Source organism: Arsenicicoccus sp. UBA6765, from assembly GCF_002453335.1.
Lineage (GTDB): Bacteria > Actinomycetota > Actinomycetes > Actinomycetales > Dermatophilaceae > Arsenicicoccus > Arsenicicoccus bolidensis.
Map to the genome: position 1 here is coordinate 64042 of NZ_DKGR01000004.1, position 14105 is coordinate 78146.

General features: G+C 71.4%; 14 protein-coding genes. 6 read left to right on the top strand and 8 right to left on the bottom strand.

Translation table 11 applies throughout. The annotated features are described in order from the left end of the window. Positions 1–33 precede the first annotated feature (33 nt). Positions 34–978, bottom strand: a complete 945-nt coding sequence (locus B4K29_RS01015) for a hypothetical protein (protein ID WP_286966217.1) — start codon at positions 976–978, stop codon at positions 34–36. Between the two features lie 8 nt (positions 979–986). Then, positions 987–2198: a homogentisate 1,2-dioxygenase gene (locus B4K29_RS01020; protein WP_286966223.1), complete on the bottom strand. Its 1212-nt coding sequence runs from the start codon at positions 2196–2198 to the stop codon at positions 987–989. A gap of 83 nt (positions 2199–2281) precedes the next feature. On the opposite strand from B4K29_RS01020, the gene B4K29_RS01025 reads away from it, so the two are divergent. After that, the gene (locus B4K29_RS01025) at positions 2282–2797 is read left to right on the top strand and encodes a MarR family winged helix-turn-helix transcriptional regulator (RefSeq protein WP_239265448.1); all 516 of its coding nucleotides are present in this window, start codon (positions 2282–2284) and stop codon (positions 2795–2797) included. 43 nt (positions 2798–2840) lie between these two features. Then, complete coding sequence (locus tag B4K29_RS01030; RefSeq protein WP_286961435.1) at positions 2841–4112, top strand: alpha-amylase family protein; 1272 nt, start codon at positions 2841–2843, stop codon at positions 4110–4112. A 91-nt stretch (positions 4113–4203) separates the two neighbouring features. Here the strand turns inward: B4K29_RS01030 and B4K29_RS01035 are convergent, their stop codons facing one another. Further along, positions 4204–4602 (bottom strand): VOC family protein, encoded by a 399-nt coding sequence (locus B4K29_RS01035; protein ID WP_286959142.1) that lies wholly within the window; start codon positions 4600–4602, stop codon positions 4204–4206. Positions 4603–4804: 202 nt separating this feature from the next. Here B4K29_RS01035 and B4K29_RS01040 point away from each other — a divergent pair, with 202 nt between their 5' ends. Next, positions 4805–5194, top strand: coding sequence for a cupin domain-containing protein (locus B4K29_RS01040; RefSeq protein ID WP_286959143.1), 390 nt, complete (start codon positions 4805–4807; stop codon positions 5192–5194). Between the two features lie 29 nt (positions 5195–5223). Here the strand turns inward: B4K29_RS01040 and B4K29_RS01045 are convergent, their stop codons facing one another. Then, positions 5224–6834, bottom strand: a complete 1611-nt coding sequence (locus B4K29_RS01045; protein ID WP_286966218.1) for an FAD-dependent monooxygenase — start codon at positions 6832–6834, stop codon at positions 5224–5226. Between the two features lie 53 nt (positions 6835–6887). Next, entirely contained in the window at positions 6888–7847 is a 960-nt protein-coding gene (locus tag B4K29_RS01050; protein ID WP_286959145.1) for an MBL fold metallo-hydrolase, read from the bottom strand. A gap of 141 nt (positions 7848–7988) precedes the next feature. On the opposite strand from B4K29_RS01050, the gene B4K29_RS01055 reads away from it, so the two are divergent. Beyond that, a complete protein-coding gene (locus tag B4K29_RS01055; RefSeq protein WP_286966219.1) occupies positions 7989–8693 on the top strand; it encodes an IclR family transcriptional regulator in 705 nt (234 codons plus the stop codon). Positions 8694–8882: 189 nt separating this feature from the next. Here B4K29_RS01055 and trhA read toward each other — a convergent pair whose 3' ends face one another. From trhA to B4K29_RS01070, 3 genes are all read right to left on the bottom strand, one after another. Continuing rightward, a complete protein-coding gene (gene trhA / locus B4K29_RS01060; RefSeq protein WP_019287305.1) occupies positions 8883–9605 on the bottom strand; it encodes a PAQR family membrane homeostasis protein TrhA in 723 nt (240 codons plus the stop codon). A 316-nt stretch (positions 9606–9921) separates the two neighbouring features. Then, a complete protein-coding gene (locus B4K29_RS01065; RefSeq protein ID WP_019287306.1) occupies positions 9922–10347 on the bottom strand; it encodes a hemerythrin domain-containing protein in 426 nt (141 codons plus the stop codon). Positions 10348–10503: 156 nt separating this feature from the next. Then, positions 10504–11859 (bottom strand): MFS transporter, encoded by a 1356-nt coding sequence (locus B4K29_RS01070; protein ID WP_019287307.1) that lies wholly within the window; start codon positions 11857–11859, stop codon positions 10504–10506. Between the two features lie 188 nt (positions 11860–12047). On the opposite strand from B4K29_RS01070, the gene B4K29_RS01075 reads away from it, so the two are divergent. Both B4K29_RS01075 and B4K29_RS01080 read left to right on the top strand, forming a co-directional pair. Then, positions 12048–13067 (top strand): small ribosomal subunit Rsm22 family protein, encoded by a 1020-nt coding sequence (locus tag B4K29_RS01075; protein WP_286966220.1) that lies wholly within the window; start codon positions 12048–12050, stop codon positions 13065–13067. Between the two features lie 174 nt (positions 13068–13241). Beyond that, positions 13242–14105 (top strand): LacI family DNA-binding transcriptional regulator (locus B4K29_RS01080; protein ID WP_286966221.1); only part of this gene is annotated, 864 nt, incomplete at its 3' end.

The following is a 14105-nucleotide window of genomic DNA, read 5'->3' on the forward strand; positions in this document are numbered from 1 at the left end:
GTGCGGCGGTGCGGCGGTGCGGTCAGCGAGGGCCTACTGCTGCTGGTCGACCTGCTGGGTGGGGTCGCGCCGCTCGAGCACCTCGACGCGCGAGGTGAGGCCTAGGGCGGCGAGGTCCTCGACGGGCGTGCCCGTGCTGCAGGAGCCGTAGGCCACGAGCCCCGCCCGCACGCGTCGCTGCGCGTCCTCGTCCGCGGCGAGCGCCTCGGCCGCGAGGGCGTCGGCGTCGGTGCTGCCGAGCGCCTCGGCGACCTGGGCGGAGTCGGCGCCGGCCTGGGCGCGAAGCAGCGCGACGAGGATGTTGACCACCCCGTGATGCTCGAACCCCGTCTGCTCGTCGGTGTAGCGCAGCGCGTGGTGCAGGCCTGCCGTGCACTTGAAGCGCGCCCCGAGCTCGGCTGCGGCACCGAGGAAGTCGGCGAGCTGGTCGATGCTCGGGAACAGGTCGGGGGTCACGCCGCCGCACCGGACCTTGGCGCCGAGACCCGCCTCGTGGACCGCGGTCAGCGCAGCGCGCGTCTCGCCGTCGTCGGCCTGGGCGAGGGGGATCTCGACGTAGGTCGACACCGCGTCGGGCAGGGCGCTGGCCGCCGTCACGACCGCGCCCATCGCCGCGTCGAGCGGCTGGTCCAGGGGCAGCCGCAGCTCGACGGCACCGAGCTGCAGGCGCGGGTCGCCGACCAGGGAGGTCGCGAGCCCCGGCAGGGAGGCGAGGGGCTGGTCGAGGACCACGCCGACGTCGACGGTCTCCCCCTCGCGCAGCGCCTGGCGCAGCTCGTCGAGCCGGCTCGCGGGGCACAGGAACCGGCCGGTGTGCACCGGGTGGGCGGTGTCCAGGTCGGCCCGGTGGCGGGCGACGGCGTCGTCCATCGCGAGGGCGGTGGGCGGGAACAGGCCGGCGTCGTCGAGCAGCGCCGCGACGAGCGGCTGGGTCGCGAGCGGTGCGGGGGCCCCGGGTGCGTCGGTTGCGTCCGTCATACGGCCGATCATCCCTGACCCAGCCGGCGCCCGCCCGACCAGCTGTAGGGGTAGCGGTCGTCCTCGGTCGCCAGCGCGGCCTCGCCGAGGTCCAGCGGGCGGAAGGTGTCGACCATGACGGCCAGCTCGTCGAAGAACTCGGCCCCGATCGAGCGCTCGTAGGCCCCGGGCTGCGGGCCGTGCGCGTGACCGGCCGGGTGCAGCGAGATCGAGCCCTGCCCGATGCCGGACCCCTTGCGCGCCTCGTAGTCGCCGCCGCAGTAGAACATGACCTCGTCGCTGTCGACGTTGGAGTGGTAGTAGGGCACGGGGATCGCGAGCGGGTGGTAGTCGACCTTGCGGGGCACGAAGTTGCAGATGACCAGGTTGTTGGCCTCCCACACCTGGTGGGCGGGCGGCGGCTGGTGCACGCGACCGGTGATGGGCTCGTAGTCGGCCAGGTTGAAGACGTAGGGGTAGAGGCAGCCGTCCCAGCCGATCACGTCGAAGGGGTGCTGGGGCTGGACGTGGATCGTGCCGTCGATGCCGGACAGCCCCCGCCCGCGGTGCTTGATGTAGACCTCGACGTCCTGCTCGTCGACCATCACCGGATCGCTGACGTGCCGGAAGTCGCGCTCGCAGTAGGGGGCGTGCTCGAGCAGCTGCCCGTGCTTGGACAGGTAGCTGCGCGGCGGGTTGATGTGGCTGTTGGCCTCGATGGCGTAGACGCGGACCGGCTCGTCGCCCGTCGGCACCCAGCGGTGGATGGTCGCGCGCGGGATGATCACGTAGTCGCCCTCGTGCACGTCGACGTGCCCGAGCTGGGTCTGCACGGTGGCCGTCCCGGACTCGACGTAGCAGCACTCGTCGCCGATGGCGTTCTTGTAGAGCGGGCTGGGCTCGGTCGCCGCGACATAGCTGATCCGCACGTCTCCGTTGCCCAGGAGCAGACGTCGGTGGCGGACGGCGTCGAGGCCCTGGCCCTCGGCCTCGGCGGGCAGGTCGTGGGTCTTGAGGTGGCGCGGCAGCAGGGGGTCGTTGGGCGTGAGCGTCTGGTCCGGCAGCTCCCAGGGGCGCACGTCGACGATCGCGCTGGGGATGTAGCGGTGGTAGAGCAGGCTCGAGTCCGAGCTGAAACCCTCCTCACCCATGAGCTCCTCGTAGTAGAGGTCGCCCTCGGGGGTGCGGTGCTGCGTGTGGCGCTTGGGCGGGATGCTGCCCGCGCTGCGGTAGTGAGCCATGACGTCTCGTCTCTCGCGCAACTGATACATCGGTGTACTATCTGGACTGTAGCGGATGGGTCCGACAGGCACCAGGGGGCGCGATGAGCGAGCTGGACTTCTGGTCCTTCGTGCGCGAGGCACGCGACCGCCTCACGGACGCCGGCTACGCCGACCCCGGGGCCACCGAGCTGCTCCTCACGCTCAACCGCGCGTCCGGGATCGTCACCTACGACCTCGAGTCCTCGATCCACCGCCCCGCGGGCCGGTCCTGGTCGGCCTTCCGGATCCTCTACGTCCTGTGGCTGGCCGGCGCGATGGAGCCCAAGCGCGTCGCCGAGCTGACCGGCCTCACCCGCGCCGCGGTCTCCAACCTCACCGGCGGCCTGGTCGACGACGGGCTCGTATGCCGCGAGCCCGCCCCCCACGACGGCCGCTCCGTCCGGCTCGGGCTGACGCCACGCGGGGTGGAGGAGATCCGCACCCTGTTCGCCGCGCAGCACGAGCGGGAGCAGGCCTGGGCCGCGGCGCTGAGCCCCGCCGAGCAGCACGTGCTGGTCACCTTGCTGGACAAGCTCGTCGGGGCCCGCGACGACGTCGCGCCCCGCCTGCGCCACTGACGCGTCCCGCGCCGGTCCGCACGGATGCGGCAGACTCGGGGGCATGGCCTGGACCGAGCACGTCATCTGGTGGCACGTCTATCCCCTGGGCGCCGTGGGCGCGCCCATCAGGGAGCCGTATGACGAGAGCGTGGTCGCCCACCCGCTCGAGCGGCTCGACGGGTGGCTGGACTACGCGATCTCGCTGGGCGCCAACGGGCTCCAGCTGGGGCCGGTGTTCGCCTCCACGACCCACGGCTACGACACGACGGACCACCTGCGCATCGACCCGCGCCTCGGCGACGACGGCGACTTCGACGAGCTCGTCAAGCGAGCGCACGACCGGGGCCTGCGGGTCATGCTCGACGGCGTCTTCAACCACGTCGGGCTCGAGCACCCGCTCTACCAGCAGGCACTCGGCGAGGGTCGGGAGTCGCACGCGGCTTGGCACTTCCGCATCGACTGGGACGCCGACGGCGGGCCCCGCCCGGACGTCTTCGAGGGGCACGGGTCCCTCGTCGCGCTCGACCACACCCGCGACGAGGTCGTCGATCTGGTCGTCGAGGTCATGCTGCACTGGCTGCGTCGGGGCATCGACGGGTGGCGGCTGGACGCGGCCTACGCCGTCGACCCGGCGTTCTGGGCGCGGGTGCTGCCGCGCGTGCGGGCGGAGTTCCCGGAGGCGACCTTCGTCGGGGAGGTGATCCACGGCGACTACGCCGCGATCGTGCGTGAGTCGACGCTGGACTCCGTCACGCAGTACGAGCTGTGGAAGGCCCTCTGGTCCTCGCTCGACGACAAGAACTTCTACGAGCTCTCCCACGCCCTCGAGCGGCACGGCGCCCTGCTCGACACGTTCGTGCCGATGACCTTCGTCGGCAACCACGACGTCACCCGCATCGCCTCGCGGGTGGGTCCGGCCGCGACGGTGCTCGCGGTGGCCTGCCTCATGACGGTGGGCGGGACGCCCTCGCTCTACTACGGTGACGAGCAGGCCTTCGAGGGCGTCAAGGAGGACCGCGAGGGCGGCGACGACGCCGTCCGACCTCCGCTGCCCGCGACCCCCGCCGAGCTGAGCACCTTGGGGGAGTGGATGTTTCACGTGCACCAGGGGCTGAACGCGGTGCGGCGCCAGCACCCCTGGCTCGTCCGTGCGCGCACGTGGGTGGTGGAGCTCAGCAACGAGCGCTTCGTCTACGAGTCGCGCCCTGCTGCCGGCGCCCCCGAGGAGGGTGACCCCGCTGCCGTCATACGGGTCACGCTCGACGTATCGGGCGAGCCGCGGGTGCAGGTCGAGGCGTCCGGCGTGACCGCCTTCACCTGGCCCGCCGGCTGACCACCCGCTCCCGGCGCGTCCGCGGCCACCCCACGCGGCCGTCAGGCTCTGTGGACGTCTTGGGCCTGAGCCCAGGAGCCAGCGGACGCCGTCAGAGGTGCTTGTCGGCCGTGACCTGCACGAGGTGGACGGGGTTGCCGTCGGGGTCTGCTACCCAGGCCACGCGGGTCCGCCCACCCTGGAAGGGATGCGGCTCGGACAGCAGCGGAGCGCCTCCCGCGGTCAGCCGGACGACCTCGCCGTCGACGTCGTCGCAATAGAGCACGATCTCCACGGGCCGACCGCCGAGCTGTGGGTCCAGACCGTGGTCCTCCCGGGCGGCGGTGACGGTGGAGATCCCGATCGTGAACCTGTCCAGCGTCAGCTCCACGTGCACGGGGTCTCCGTGGGAGGGGGTGCGAAAGGTCACGTGGAAGTCGAGCCCCTCGTAGAACGAGGAGAGGCGGGGGAGATCGTCGGTGTACAGCGTGATCATCGGCGTCCGGTACATGGCCTCGACCGTAGTGGAGCGGGAAGGGCGGACGGGTGGGCGAGCCCGACCGGATCACGTGGGTACCGCCGGACGCCCAGATGAGTGGGCAGAGATAGGCCTCCCAGGCGCATTCGTGGTGCCACTCTCGCCCTCTCACGGGCGCCCGGTCGCAGAGCGCGCACGGCTGCGAGGATGGCTGCACCGACGAGAGGAGCACCACATGAGCGACCCGACCGACGGCCACGTCGAGCAGGGGGACGGCCCGGACCGGCGGCCCGGCACCACCGACGGCACGTCGACGCTGGTCGAGGAGGTGTGGGGGCGGTCGTCGTCGCGCGGCGGACGACCCGGCGCGACCGCCGTGATCGACAACGAGAGCACCAAGGTCGTGGCCTTCGAGTTCGCCGAGGGTGACGAGCTCAAGGAGCACGCGGCGCGCCACCCCGTCCTGATCCAGGTCGTGCGGGGGCGCGTGAGCTTCGAGCTGCCCGACCGCACCGTCGAGCTCGCCCCCGGGGCGCTGCTGCACCTGACGCCGATGCTGCGGCACGCGGTGCGGGCGCTGGAGCCCACGACGCTGACGGTGACGATGCTCCTGCCGCACGCCTGAGGCAAACGGCGGCGTCGACCGCAAGCGCGTCAGCGGCGCAGGACGCGACGGACGGCCGCGCCGACCTCGGCCGGGGTGGTGACGATCGCGGCGATGTGCGCATCGGGCCGTATGACGACCGCCTGCCGCCCGTGGAGGTGCAGCGACGCGGCGACCACGCCCTCGGGGTCGACCTCGTCCAGCGTGACCACCGTGACGCCGCACCGCATCCCGTCGACGGCGTCCTCGCAGGCGCCCAGGTCGAGGTCGGAGCCGACGAGCACGACCAGGCCGCGGCGCGCCAGCTCGCGCAGCCGGTGCACACCGCCCGGACCGGCGATGGGGACGTCCGGCACGAGCACGCCGGGCACGGGCTCGGGGTCCTCGCCCTTGGGCGGGCGTCCGGGCCACGGGCGATCGGCAGCGGGCGTGGTGAGCTCGGAGTCGACGTACCAGAATGGCTCGGACAGCCGACCCGAGTCCACCTGGCCGCGGGCCTCGGGGTTGAGCACGGCGTTCTCGAGGATGTCGAGGCGGCGGGCGTGCTCCTCGGGGGTCTGCGGCACGAGGAAGGCCATGGTGCGCGACGTGACCTCGAGGTTCTCCGCGGCGGCGGCGTGCCGCTCGCAGTGATAGCTGTCGAGCAGGGACTCGTCGGCCCACCCGTGCAGGACGAAGGCGAGCTTCCACGCGGCGTTCTCGGCGTCGAGGACCCCGGAGTTGAGGCCGCGCGCACCGAACGGCGACACCAGGTGCGCCGCGTCGCCGGCCACCAGCACGCGTCCCACGCGCATCCGGTCGACCTGGCGAGCGTGGAAGCGGTAGAGCGACTTCCACACGATCTCGTAGTCGCTGTCCGCCCCGATGATCTGCCGGATCCGTCGGTCCAGCCCGCCGCTCGCCTCGTCCTGCTTCAGCGAGAAGTCCGGCGGCACCTGCCAGTCGATGCGGTAGGTCGAGTCGGGGCACGGGTGGATGAGGACCTGACGGCCGGGGTTCCACGCGGGGTCGAAGTAGAACCGCCGCTCCTGCTCCCACCCCGGCAGGGACGCGCGGATGTCGCAGATCAGGAACTGGTCGTCGAAGGTCAGGCCGTCGAAGGTCAGACCCATCAGGTCGCGGATCGGGCCGCCCTTGGAGCCGGGCGCCGCGACGGCATAGGACCCCGTGAGATCGACCGTGCCGGAAGGGGTCTCGCAGGTCAGCGTCACGTGGTCGGCGTCCTGGCGCAGGCCGGTGACCCGGTGCCCCCAGGCATAGGTGATCAGTGCGGAGCGGGCGATCTGCTGGTCGAGCAGCTCCTCCGTGCGGGTCTGGCTGATGTTGACGAACGGCGGGAACGGCGACCGCCCCTTGTCCACGAAGCCCTGGCAGAACAGCTCGGTGTCGCGATAGAAGGTGCGCGCCCGCGTCCAGGTCAGCCCCTCGTCCGCCACCTGGCGACCCGCGCCGACGTGGTCCCACACGTCCAGGACGTCCCTCTGCTGGCACAGCGCCTTGGAGCCGATCGGGTCCCGCTCCGGACGAGAGTCCAGCAGCAGCACCGGGACTCCCCAGCTCGCGAGCAGCAGCGCCGCGGTCTGGCCGACGGGTCCCGCCCCGATGACGAGGACCCTCTGGTCGTCGGAAAGCGTTGGTGGGGTGGTGGATTCGTGAGGCATGACGTCGATGTCCTTGCTCTCAGGTTAAATTCGCGGTCGCGTCGATCAGTCGCTCAGTCCTGCAGCTTGTCCCAGACCTCGCGGTCCCGCTCCGCCGTCCAGATGCGCGGCCAGTCGATGCCGTCGAGCTCGTCCCACACGCGCTGCACGTCGAACGGCGCGCAGTGCTCGAAGATCGGCCACTTGCCGTACTTGGGGGCGAGCGCCGCGTGGGTCGCCTCGAAGGCCTCCTTGACCGTGCCGCCGCGCTCGTGCACCGCCCCGACCTCGCGCAGCATCGTCGTCAGGAAGTCCCGCGTCTGCTCGATGGCCGCGTCGACCTCCTCGCGCCCGTGGGCGATGGCGCCGCGTCCGCCGATGAGGTGCTCCGCGCCATACGACTTGATCTGGTCGAGGGTGCCCGTGGACCAGTCGCGGTGGAAGGCGTCGCCGGTGTAGAGCGCGGCCTGCGACTCGACCAGGTCGCCCGCGAAGAGGACCTTGTGCTTGGGGATCCACATGATGATGTCGCCGGCGGTGTGGCCGCGGCCGCAGTGCTTCAGGACGACGTCGCCGCGGTCGCCGCCGAGCGGGATGACGAGCTCGTCGTCGAAGGTCTGGTCCGGGTGGGTCAGCCCGGGGATGGACTCGGGCTCCTTGAACAGCCTTGGCATGCGGCCGAACTCGCTGTCCCAGTCCTGCTGCCCGCGCTCGTCGATGAGGGTCTTGGTCAGGTCGTGCGCGACGATCGTCTCCGCGTCGAAGGCGCTGGCGCCGAGCACGCGCACCGCGTGGTAGTGGCTGAGGACGAGCCACCGCACGGGCTTGTCGGTGTGCTGACGGAGCTTGGCGAGCCAGTCGCGCGCGGCGACGGGGGTCGCGAGCGCCTCGAAGCACACCACGAAGTCCTCGCCCTCGACCGCCCCGATGTTGGGGTCGCCCTCCGCGGTCAGTGCGTAGACGCCGTCGGCCAGCACCTCGAGCGTCTGCTCCTTGGGGTCGAGGTCGGCGGACGAGGCGAAGGGCTTGGCCATGGGGACTCCTGTGTCGTCGTGGCTGCGCTGGCGCACCGCGTGAGTTCCCATGCGGAGAGTTCTCATATAGAGTCGCGAGTGCGTTTATCGGTTTTCACGACTGTATGGCGGAAACCGCGCACCGGCAAGAGGGGATCCGTCATGACCGCGCCCGCCGCCAGCACGTCCGAGGCCACGTCCCGAGGCAAGCCGTCCGGCAGCCAGACCCTGGACCGCGGGCTCTCGCTGCTCGAGGTGCTGGCCGCCGCGCCCCGCCCGCTGACCATCGCCCAGGTCGGCGAGGCGGCGGGGCTGCACCGGTCGATCGTCTACCGCCTCCTGCGCACGCTGGAGGAGCACCGCCTGGTGTCGCGGGACGACGCGGACCGGTTCCGCCTGGGCTACGGCCTCGTGGCACTGACCCGCACCCTCGACCCCGACCTGCGGGCCATCGCGACGCCGCACCTGCGGGCGCTCGCGGACGAGGTCGACCTGACGGCCTTCCTCGTCGTGGAGGAGCGCGCCCAGTGCGTCACGCTGATGGTGGCGGAGCCCACGACGCCGGGGACGATGTTCACCCACCGGGTCGGCACGGTCCACCCCATCGATCGGGGAGCCCCCGGCCTGGCGCTGCTGGCCCAGCACGCCCCCGCCTCCGACGACCCCGAGGGCGCCGTCCGCTGTCGCCGGCGCGGGTGGGCTCAGACGAACGGCGAGGTGCTCGACGGCGTGCAGGCGATCGCAGCGCCGCTGCTCGGCCACCACGTCCCTGCCGCCGTCGCGGTCAGCTACGTAGGCGACAACACCCGCCCCGACCTGGCTGACCAGGTCGTGCAGTGCGCCCAGCGCATCGCCCGCCGCCTCTGACCCCGCCCCGCGAGCGCCCGCCGCCTCTGACCCCGGCCCGCCAGCGCCCGCCGCCTCTGACCCCGGCCCGCCAGCGCACGCCATTGGTCACCAATAACGTTTTGGAACGTTCACAATGGGCGTCCACACGGGATTGGTGACCAATGCGGCCAGCGGGTGCGGGGTGCGGGGGTGCGTGAGGCTGGCGCGTCAGCTGAAGATGACCCAGGCGATGGCGATGTAGTGCACGATCGCCGCCAGGATCGTGCAGGCGTGGAACACCTCGTGGAAGCCGAACCAGGTGGGCGAGGGGTTGGGGCGCTTCAGGCCATAGCAGACCGCGCCGCCGGTGTAGAGCAGACCGCCCACCGCGATGAGGATGACCGTCACCGCGCCTCCGGCGGCCCAGAACTGCGTCAGCCACCCGACCGCGGCCCACCCCATCGCGACATACAGGAGGGTGTAGAGCCATCGCGGCGCGTCGATCCACAGCGTGCGGAACAGCACGCCCGCGATCGCGCACGCCCAGATCAGCGACAGCAGGATCACGCGGGAGCGACCCTCGAGCAGCAGCAGCGCCAGCGGGGTGTAGCTACCGGCGATGAACACGTAGATGTTGGCGTGGTCCCAGCGCCGGAACGCCGCGTAGACCTTCTCGTTCCACGTGCCGCGGTGATAGGTCGCGCTCGTGCCGAACAGCAGCAGCGCCGCCACCAGGTAGATCGCGCTGCCGATGCGTCCCGTCAGCGTCGGCGCGAACACGCACAGCACCAGCCCGGCGAAGAATATCACCGGCGTCATGCCGGCGTGCAGCCACCCGCGCAGCTTGGGCTTGACCTGGCGCAAGGCCTCCACCGGCCGCTGCGCGACGCTCGGCGAGGACGCGGCGCGGGAGGCTCCGGTGGTGTCAGGGTGTTCAGCGACGGCGGGCATACCTTGACGTTACGCGCGCAACCTGGGCGAGGGCCACGCTCGACATACGGGATCACGACCCGATCACTGCTCGTGCCGCGACAAAGCCGACCGACTCCACCGGCGGTATGCCGTCGCGCCGACCCTTCCGGGGCTGACGCTCATCGCCGCGACCATCCGCAGCCATCGCGCTGCCGTTCGTGAGCTGGGAGCTCACAAACTGCTGTCTGGCGGGCGTCTGGGCAGCACTTCGTGAACTGGGAGCTCACAAACTGCTGTCTGGCGGGCGTCTGGGCGGTGCTTCGTGAGCTGGGAGCTCACAAAAATCCGGCAGGCGTCAGGCAAGCTCCATGATGCGGTCCCAGGACGGGCCGTCGAGCGACACGGCCGCGGCGGGGAACAGGCCGTTGTCCTCGCGGTCCATGTGCACGCGCAGCCGGTCCTCGAACGCCTTGTAGCCCCCGAAGTCGCCCGCCTTGACCGCGTCGAACAGCACCCACAGATCTTCGTGCTCGGAGCACAGGTCGTCGACGTGCTCGGTGAAGTCCTCGTCCTCGCGGAGCACGGCGAACAGGCTGCGCTCCTCGGAGTCGAAGTGGGGCTGCATCAGCCCGGCGAGGTGCTGGCAGGCGGCCTGCACGGCGGCGAGGTCCTGCTGGTCGCACGCCCTGCGCAGCACCCCGAGCTCGTTGATGAGCTGGTCGTGCTCCTCCATGTAGCGCCCGATCAGCTCGATGTCCTTGCACCCGCAGTAGGAACACATGGGTCCATCGTCCTCCCGCCGGATTAGCACGGTCAAACGCGTGTCAATCGCGTGGCGGTCCCCCGCGGCGCTGAGCCGGGGCCCGATGACGACGAGGCCGTATGACGGTGGGCCCCACCGTCATACGGCCTCGCTGCTGGACGGCCGACCAGGCTGTCAGTGGCCGGACATCGTGTGGAGCGGCTCGTTGGTGCGGTCCTTGAGCAGCAGCACCGCGACGAGCGAGATCACGGCGACGCCCATGAGGTACCACGCGACGTTGACGACGCTGCCGGTCGACTTGGTGATGGCCTCGGCGATCAGCGGCGCGAACGCCCCGCCGAAGACCGCGCCGATCGCGTAGGCGAAGGAGACGGCCGAGAGGCGGATGTGTGCGGGGAAGGCCTCGGCGAACATCGCCGACTGCGGGCCGTAGGTGAGGCCCTCGGGGATCGCGATCCACAGCAGCGCGACGGCGACCCAGAAGAGGGTGCCCTCCCGGACAGCCATGAACATCGGGACCATGCCGACGATCATGAGCACGTAGCCGATGATGTAGACCTTCTTGCGGCCGATCTTGTCGGACAGGATCGCTCCCCACATCGTGGTGACGAGCCACAGCGCCGCGGCGGCCATGACCCACAGCAGCACGTCGGTGCGGGCCAGCGGCGGCTTGGCGGTCTTGGTGGCGTAGGCCAGGACGAACCCGCCGACGAGCATGTAGCCGAGGGCGTTGTTGCCCATGAAGGACGCGGCGGCCTTGATGACGTCGCCGAGGTGGTTCTTGACCAGCGTCGTCTGGGGGACGGCGCTGTGCGCGCGGGCCTCCTTGAGCTCCTCGAAGACGGGCGACTCCTCGACCTTGGACCGGATGTAGTGGCCGACGAGGACGAGGACGATGGAGAACAGGAACGGGATGCGCCAGCCCCACGACTCGAACTGGTCCTTGGACAGGGTCGCGGACAGCACGGTGAGGAAGGCCGTGGCCAGCATCATGCCGAGCGGCACCCCGATCTGCGGGTAGGCCCCGAACCTGCCGCGCTGGCCGTGCGGCGCGTGCTCGACGGCGAGCATCGCGGCGCCGCCCCACTCGCCGCCGGCCGAGAAGCCCTGCAGGCAGCGCAGGACGATCAGCAGGATCGGCGCGGCCATGCCGATGGACTGGGTCGTGGGCAGCAGGCCGACGCAGGCGGTGGCGATGCCCATGAGGATCAGCGTGAAGACGAGGACCATGCGCCGGCCGTAGCGGTCGCCCACGTAGCCCATCGCCATCGCCCCGGCGGGACGGAAGAAGAACGAGACGCCGATGGTGGCGAAGGAGACGAGCTCCTTCCAGTCGCCGAGCCCGCTGAAGAACAGCTTGCCGAAGAGGAGGGCCGCCACGTTGGCGTAGATGAAGAAGTCGTACCACTCGATGGTCGTGCCGACCATGGTGGCCAGGGCGACGCGGCGATACTCCGTGGGGGAGGTCGTCGGAGCGTCGGAGTCGTGGATGATGTCCGGCTCGTCCGGGCGTGCGGTGTGCTTGGCCATGCTCGTCCTTGAGATGGTGGGGTCTGTGGGTGTTCGCATATCGGACTCGTGGACCGGTATGCGGTCAGTGGGCCGACCGTAGGGGCTGCCGGGCCGGGGCACAAGGGCCGTTCCCGACCCGTTGCACGCCGTTCGACGACCGGGTTGGCGGGCTCGGCGAGCGGTCGTGATGGCCCACACTGGTGCGTATGCCGAACGACCTCGCCCGCCCGGACCACGACTCCCGCGTGGTGGCGGAGGAGCTGCGAGACGTGCTCGCCGAGACGCTGGCCGGCCACCGGGTCGAGGCGCTCGCGGGGCGCGTGGCCCGGCTCATCGAGGCCTATCGTTCGGGCTCGGTCCCTGCGTCGGTCATCCTCGACGACCCGGTGACCGTGGCCGCGTACGCCGCCTATCGCATGCCCGCGACCGTCGCGGCGCTGCGGTCGGTGCTCGAGCAGGCAACGGTGGCGGTGCCTTCGTTGCGCGTGCGCCGGCTGGTGGACCTGGGTGGCGGCACGGGCGCGGCGGGCTGGGCCGTGGCGGCCTGGGCTCCCGAGCTGGAGCAGGTCGACGTGCTCGAGCAGTCAGAGCCCGCGCGGACGCTGGGGGCTCGGTTGGCGAGGGGGTCGTCGGTGGCGGCGCTGCGCGAGTCCCGTTGGCACGCCTGGACGCTGGGGCTCAGCGCGCGGCCTGGTGCGCCCGGCGACGTCGCCGACCTCGCCACCCTGTCGTATGTCGTCGGCGAGCTGCCGGACGCGCTGCGGCACGAAGCCGTCGCCACCGCCATGGCGGCGGCGAGCACGGTGCTGGTGGTGGAGCCGGGGACGCCTGCGGGCTATCGCCGGGTGCTCGAGGCGCGGGACCTGTTGCTGGGCGGGGGGTTTGAGGTGGCTGCGCCCTGCCCCCACCAGCTCGACTGCCCGCTGGTCGGGGACGACTGGTGCCACCTGCCCGCCCACGTCGAGCGATCCGCGCTGCACCGGGCGGTCAAGGGCGGGGAGCTGTCCTACGAGGACGAGAAGTTCAGCTATGTCCTCGCCACGCGCCTGCCCGTCGAGCCGTATGCCGCCCGCGTGATCCGCCACCCGATGATCCGCAAGGGTCTCGTCGGGCTGCCGCTGTGCCAGGCCGACGGCACCGCCGCGCAGCGCCTCGTGTCCAAGCGGCAGGGCGCGGGCTACAAGCGGGCCCGCAAGCTGGAGTGGGGCGACGCCCTGCAGGGCTGACGCGGGTCGCCGCGGCTCGAGGACCGAGCACCTGGCGAGCTGACGGGCCGTGGTGCTCGGGCCCTGGGCGACGAAGGTGCCCGAGAAGCCTCTGCGGGGCTGTCGTAAGGATCAGCGGGGCCTTGTGCTCTTTAACGTTACAGATCACCCTGGAGATCGACCCAGGAGGTCGCGATGATGAGAGTGACCATGAAGGACGTGGCCGAGGTGATGGGTGTCTCGGTGATGACGGTGAGCAACGCGTTCAACCGGCCCGACCAGCTGTCCTCCGAGCTTCGAGCGCGCGTCCTGCACCGCGCGACCAAGATGGGCTACGCCGGTCCGAGCGCGGCGGCCCGGGCACTGCGCCAGGGGCGAGCCAATGCCTTCGGGGTGGTCTTCGAGGACTCGCTGGCCTACGCCTTCCAGGACCCCTTCACGACGGAGTGGCTCGCAGGTCTCGCCGAGGGCATGGAGGCACAGCGGTCGAGCATCGTCCTCATGTCGGTGGCTGCGGACGACGTGGCCGGCCTCGACGCCGTCCGCAACACCAGCGTCGACGGCATCGCCGCCATGTGCGACGTGCATCCGGTGATGGACGCCGCGCGGGCGCGAGGGCTGCCCGTCGTGGCCGGCGACCCGGTGGGTGACTGCTACGTCTCCATCGACGAACGCGCCGCCGCACGGGAGGCGGCCGCGCACGTGGTGGGGCTCGGGCACCGTCGCGTGTGGGTGCTCCTCGGTCCGGCCCTGTCCGACGAGAGGGAGCGCCTCGCCTCCCCCGAGGAGCTCGCCCCCCTGCTCGAAGGCCCCCAGGCCTGGCTGCGCCTCGCCGGCATCCTGGCCGGGCTGGCGGGCTGCGAGGTGCAGATCCTGCAGGCGGCGGGGTGGGATAGGTCGGACGGCGAGTCCGTCGCCGCACTGGCGCTGGACCGCCGCGAACGGCCCACAGCCGTGGTCTCGCTCAGCGACAACCTGGCCCTGGGCTTCCTCGACGCGATGGCGGTCCGCCGCCTCGTGGCCGGGCGCGACATTTCGGGCTCTTCTGACGCTTCCGTG

Coding starts and splice junctions, on each gene's coding strand:
- B4K29_RS01015 (WP_286966217.1), bottom strand. CDS start 978: ATGACGGACGCAACCGACGCACCCGGGGCCCCCGCACCGCTCGCGACC.
- B4K29_RS01020 (WP_286966223.1), bottom strand. CDS start 2,198: ATGGCTCACTACCGCAGCGCGGGCAGCATCCCGCCCAAGCGCCACACG.
- B4K29_RS01025 (WP_239265448.1), top strand. CDS start 2,282: ATGAGCGAGCTGGACTTCTGGTCCTTCGTGCGCGAGGCACGCGACCGC.
- B4K29_RS01030 (WP_286961435.1), top strand. CDS start 2,841: ATGGCCTGGACCGAGCACGTCATCTGGTGGCACGTCTATCCCCTGGGC.
- B4K29_RS01035 (WP_286959142.1), bottom strand. CDS start 4,602: ATGTACCGGACGCCGATGATCACGCTGTACACCGACGATCTCCCCCGC.
- B4K29_RS01040 (WP_286959143.1), top strand. CDS start 4,805: ATGAGCGACCCGACCGACGGCCACGTCGAGCAGGGGGACGGCCCGGAC.
- B4K29_RS01045 (WP_286966218.1), bottom strand. CDS start 6,834: ATGCCTCACGAATCCACCACCCCACCAACGCTTTCCGACGACCAGAGG.
- B4K29_RS01050 (WP_286959145.1), bottom strand. CDS start 7,847: ATGGCCAAGCCCTTCGCCTCGTCCGCCGACCTCGACCCCAAGGAGCAG.
- B4K29_RS01055 (WP_286966219.1), top strand. CDS start 7,989: ATGACCGCGCCCGCCGCCAGCACGTCCGAGGCCACGTCCCGAGGCAAG.
- trhA (WP_019287305.1), bottom strand. CDS start 9,605: ATGCCCGCCGTCGCTGAACACCCTGACACCACCGGAGCCTCCCGCGCC.
- B4K29_RS01065 (WP_019287306.1), bottom strand. CDS start 10,347: ATGTGTTCCTACTGCGGGTGCAAGGACATCGAGCTGATCGGGCGCTAC.
- B4K29_RS01070 (WP_019287307.1), bottom strand. CDS start 11,859: ATGGCCAAGCACACCGCACGCCCGGACGAGCCGGACATCATCCACGAC.
- B4K29_RS01075 (WP_286966220.1), top strand. CDS start 12,048: ATGCCGAACGACCTCGCCCGCCCGGACCACGACTCCCGCGTGGTGGCG.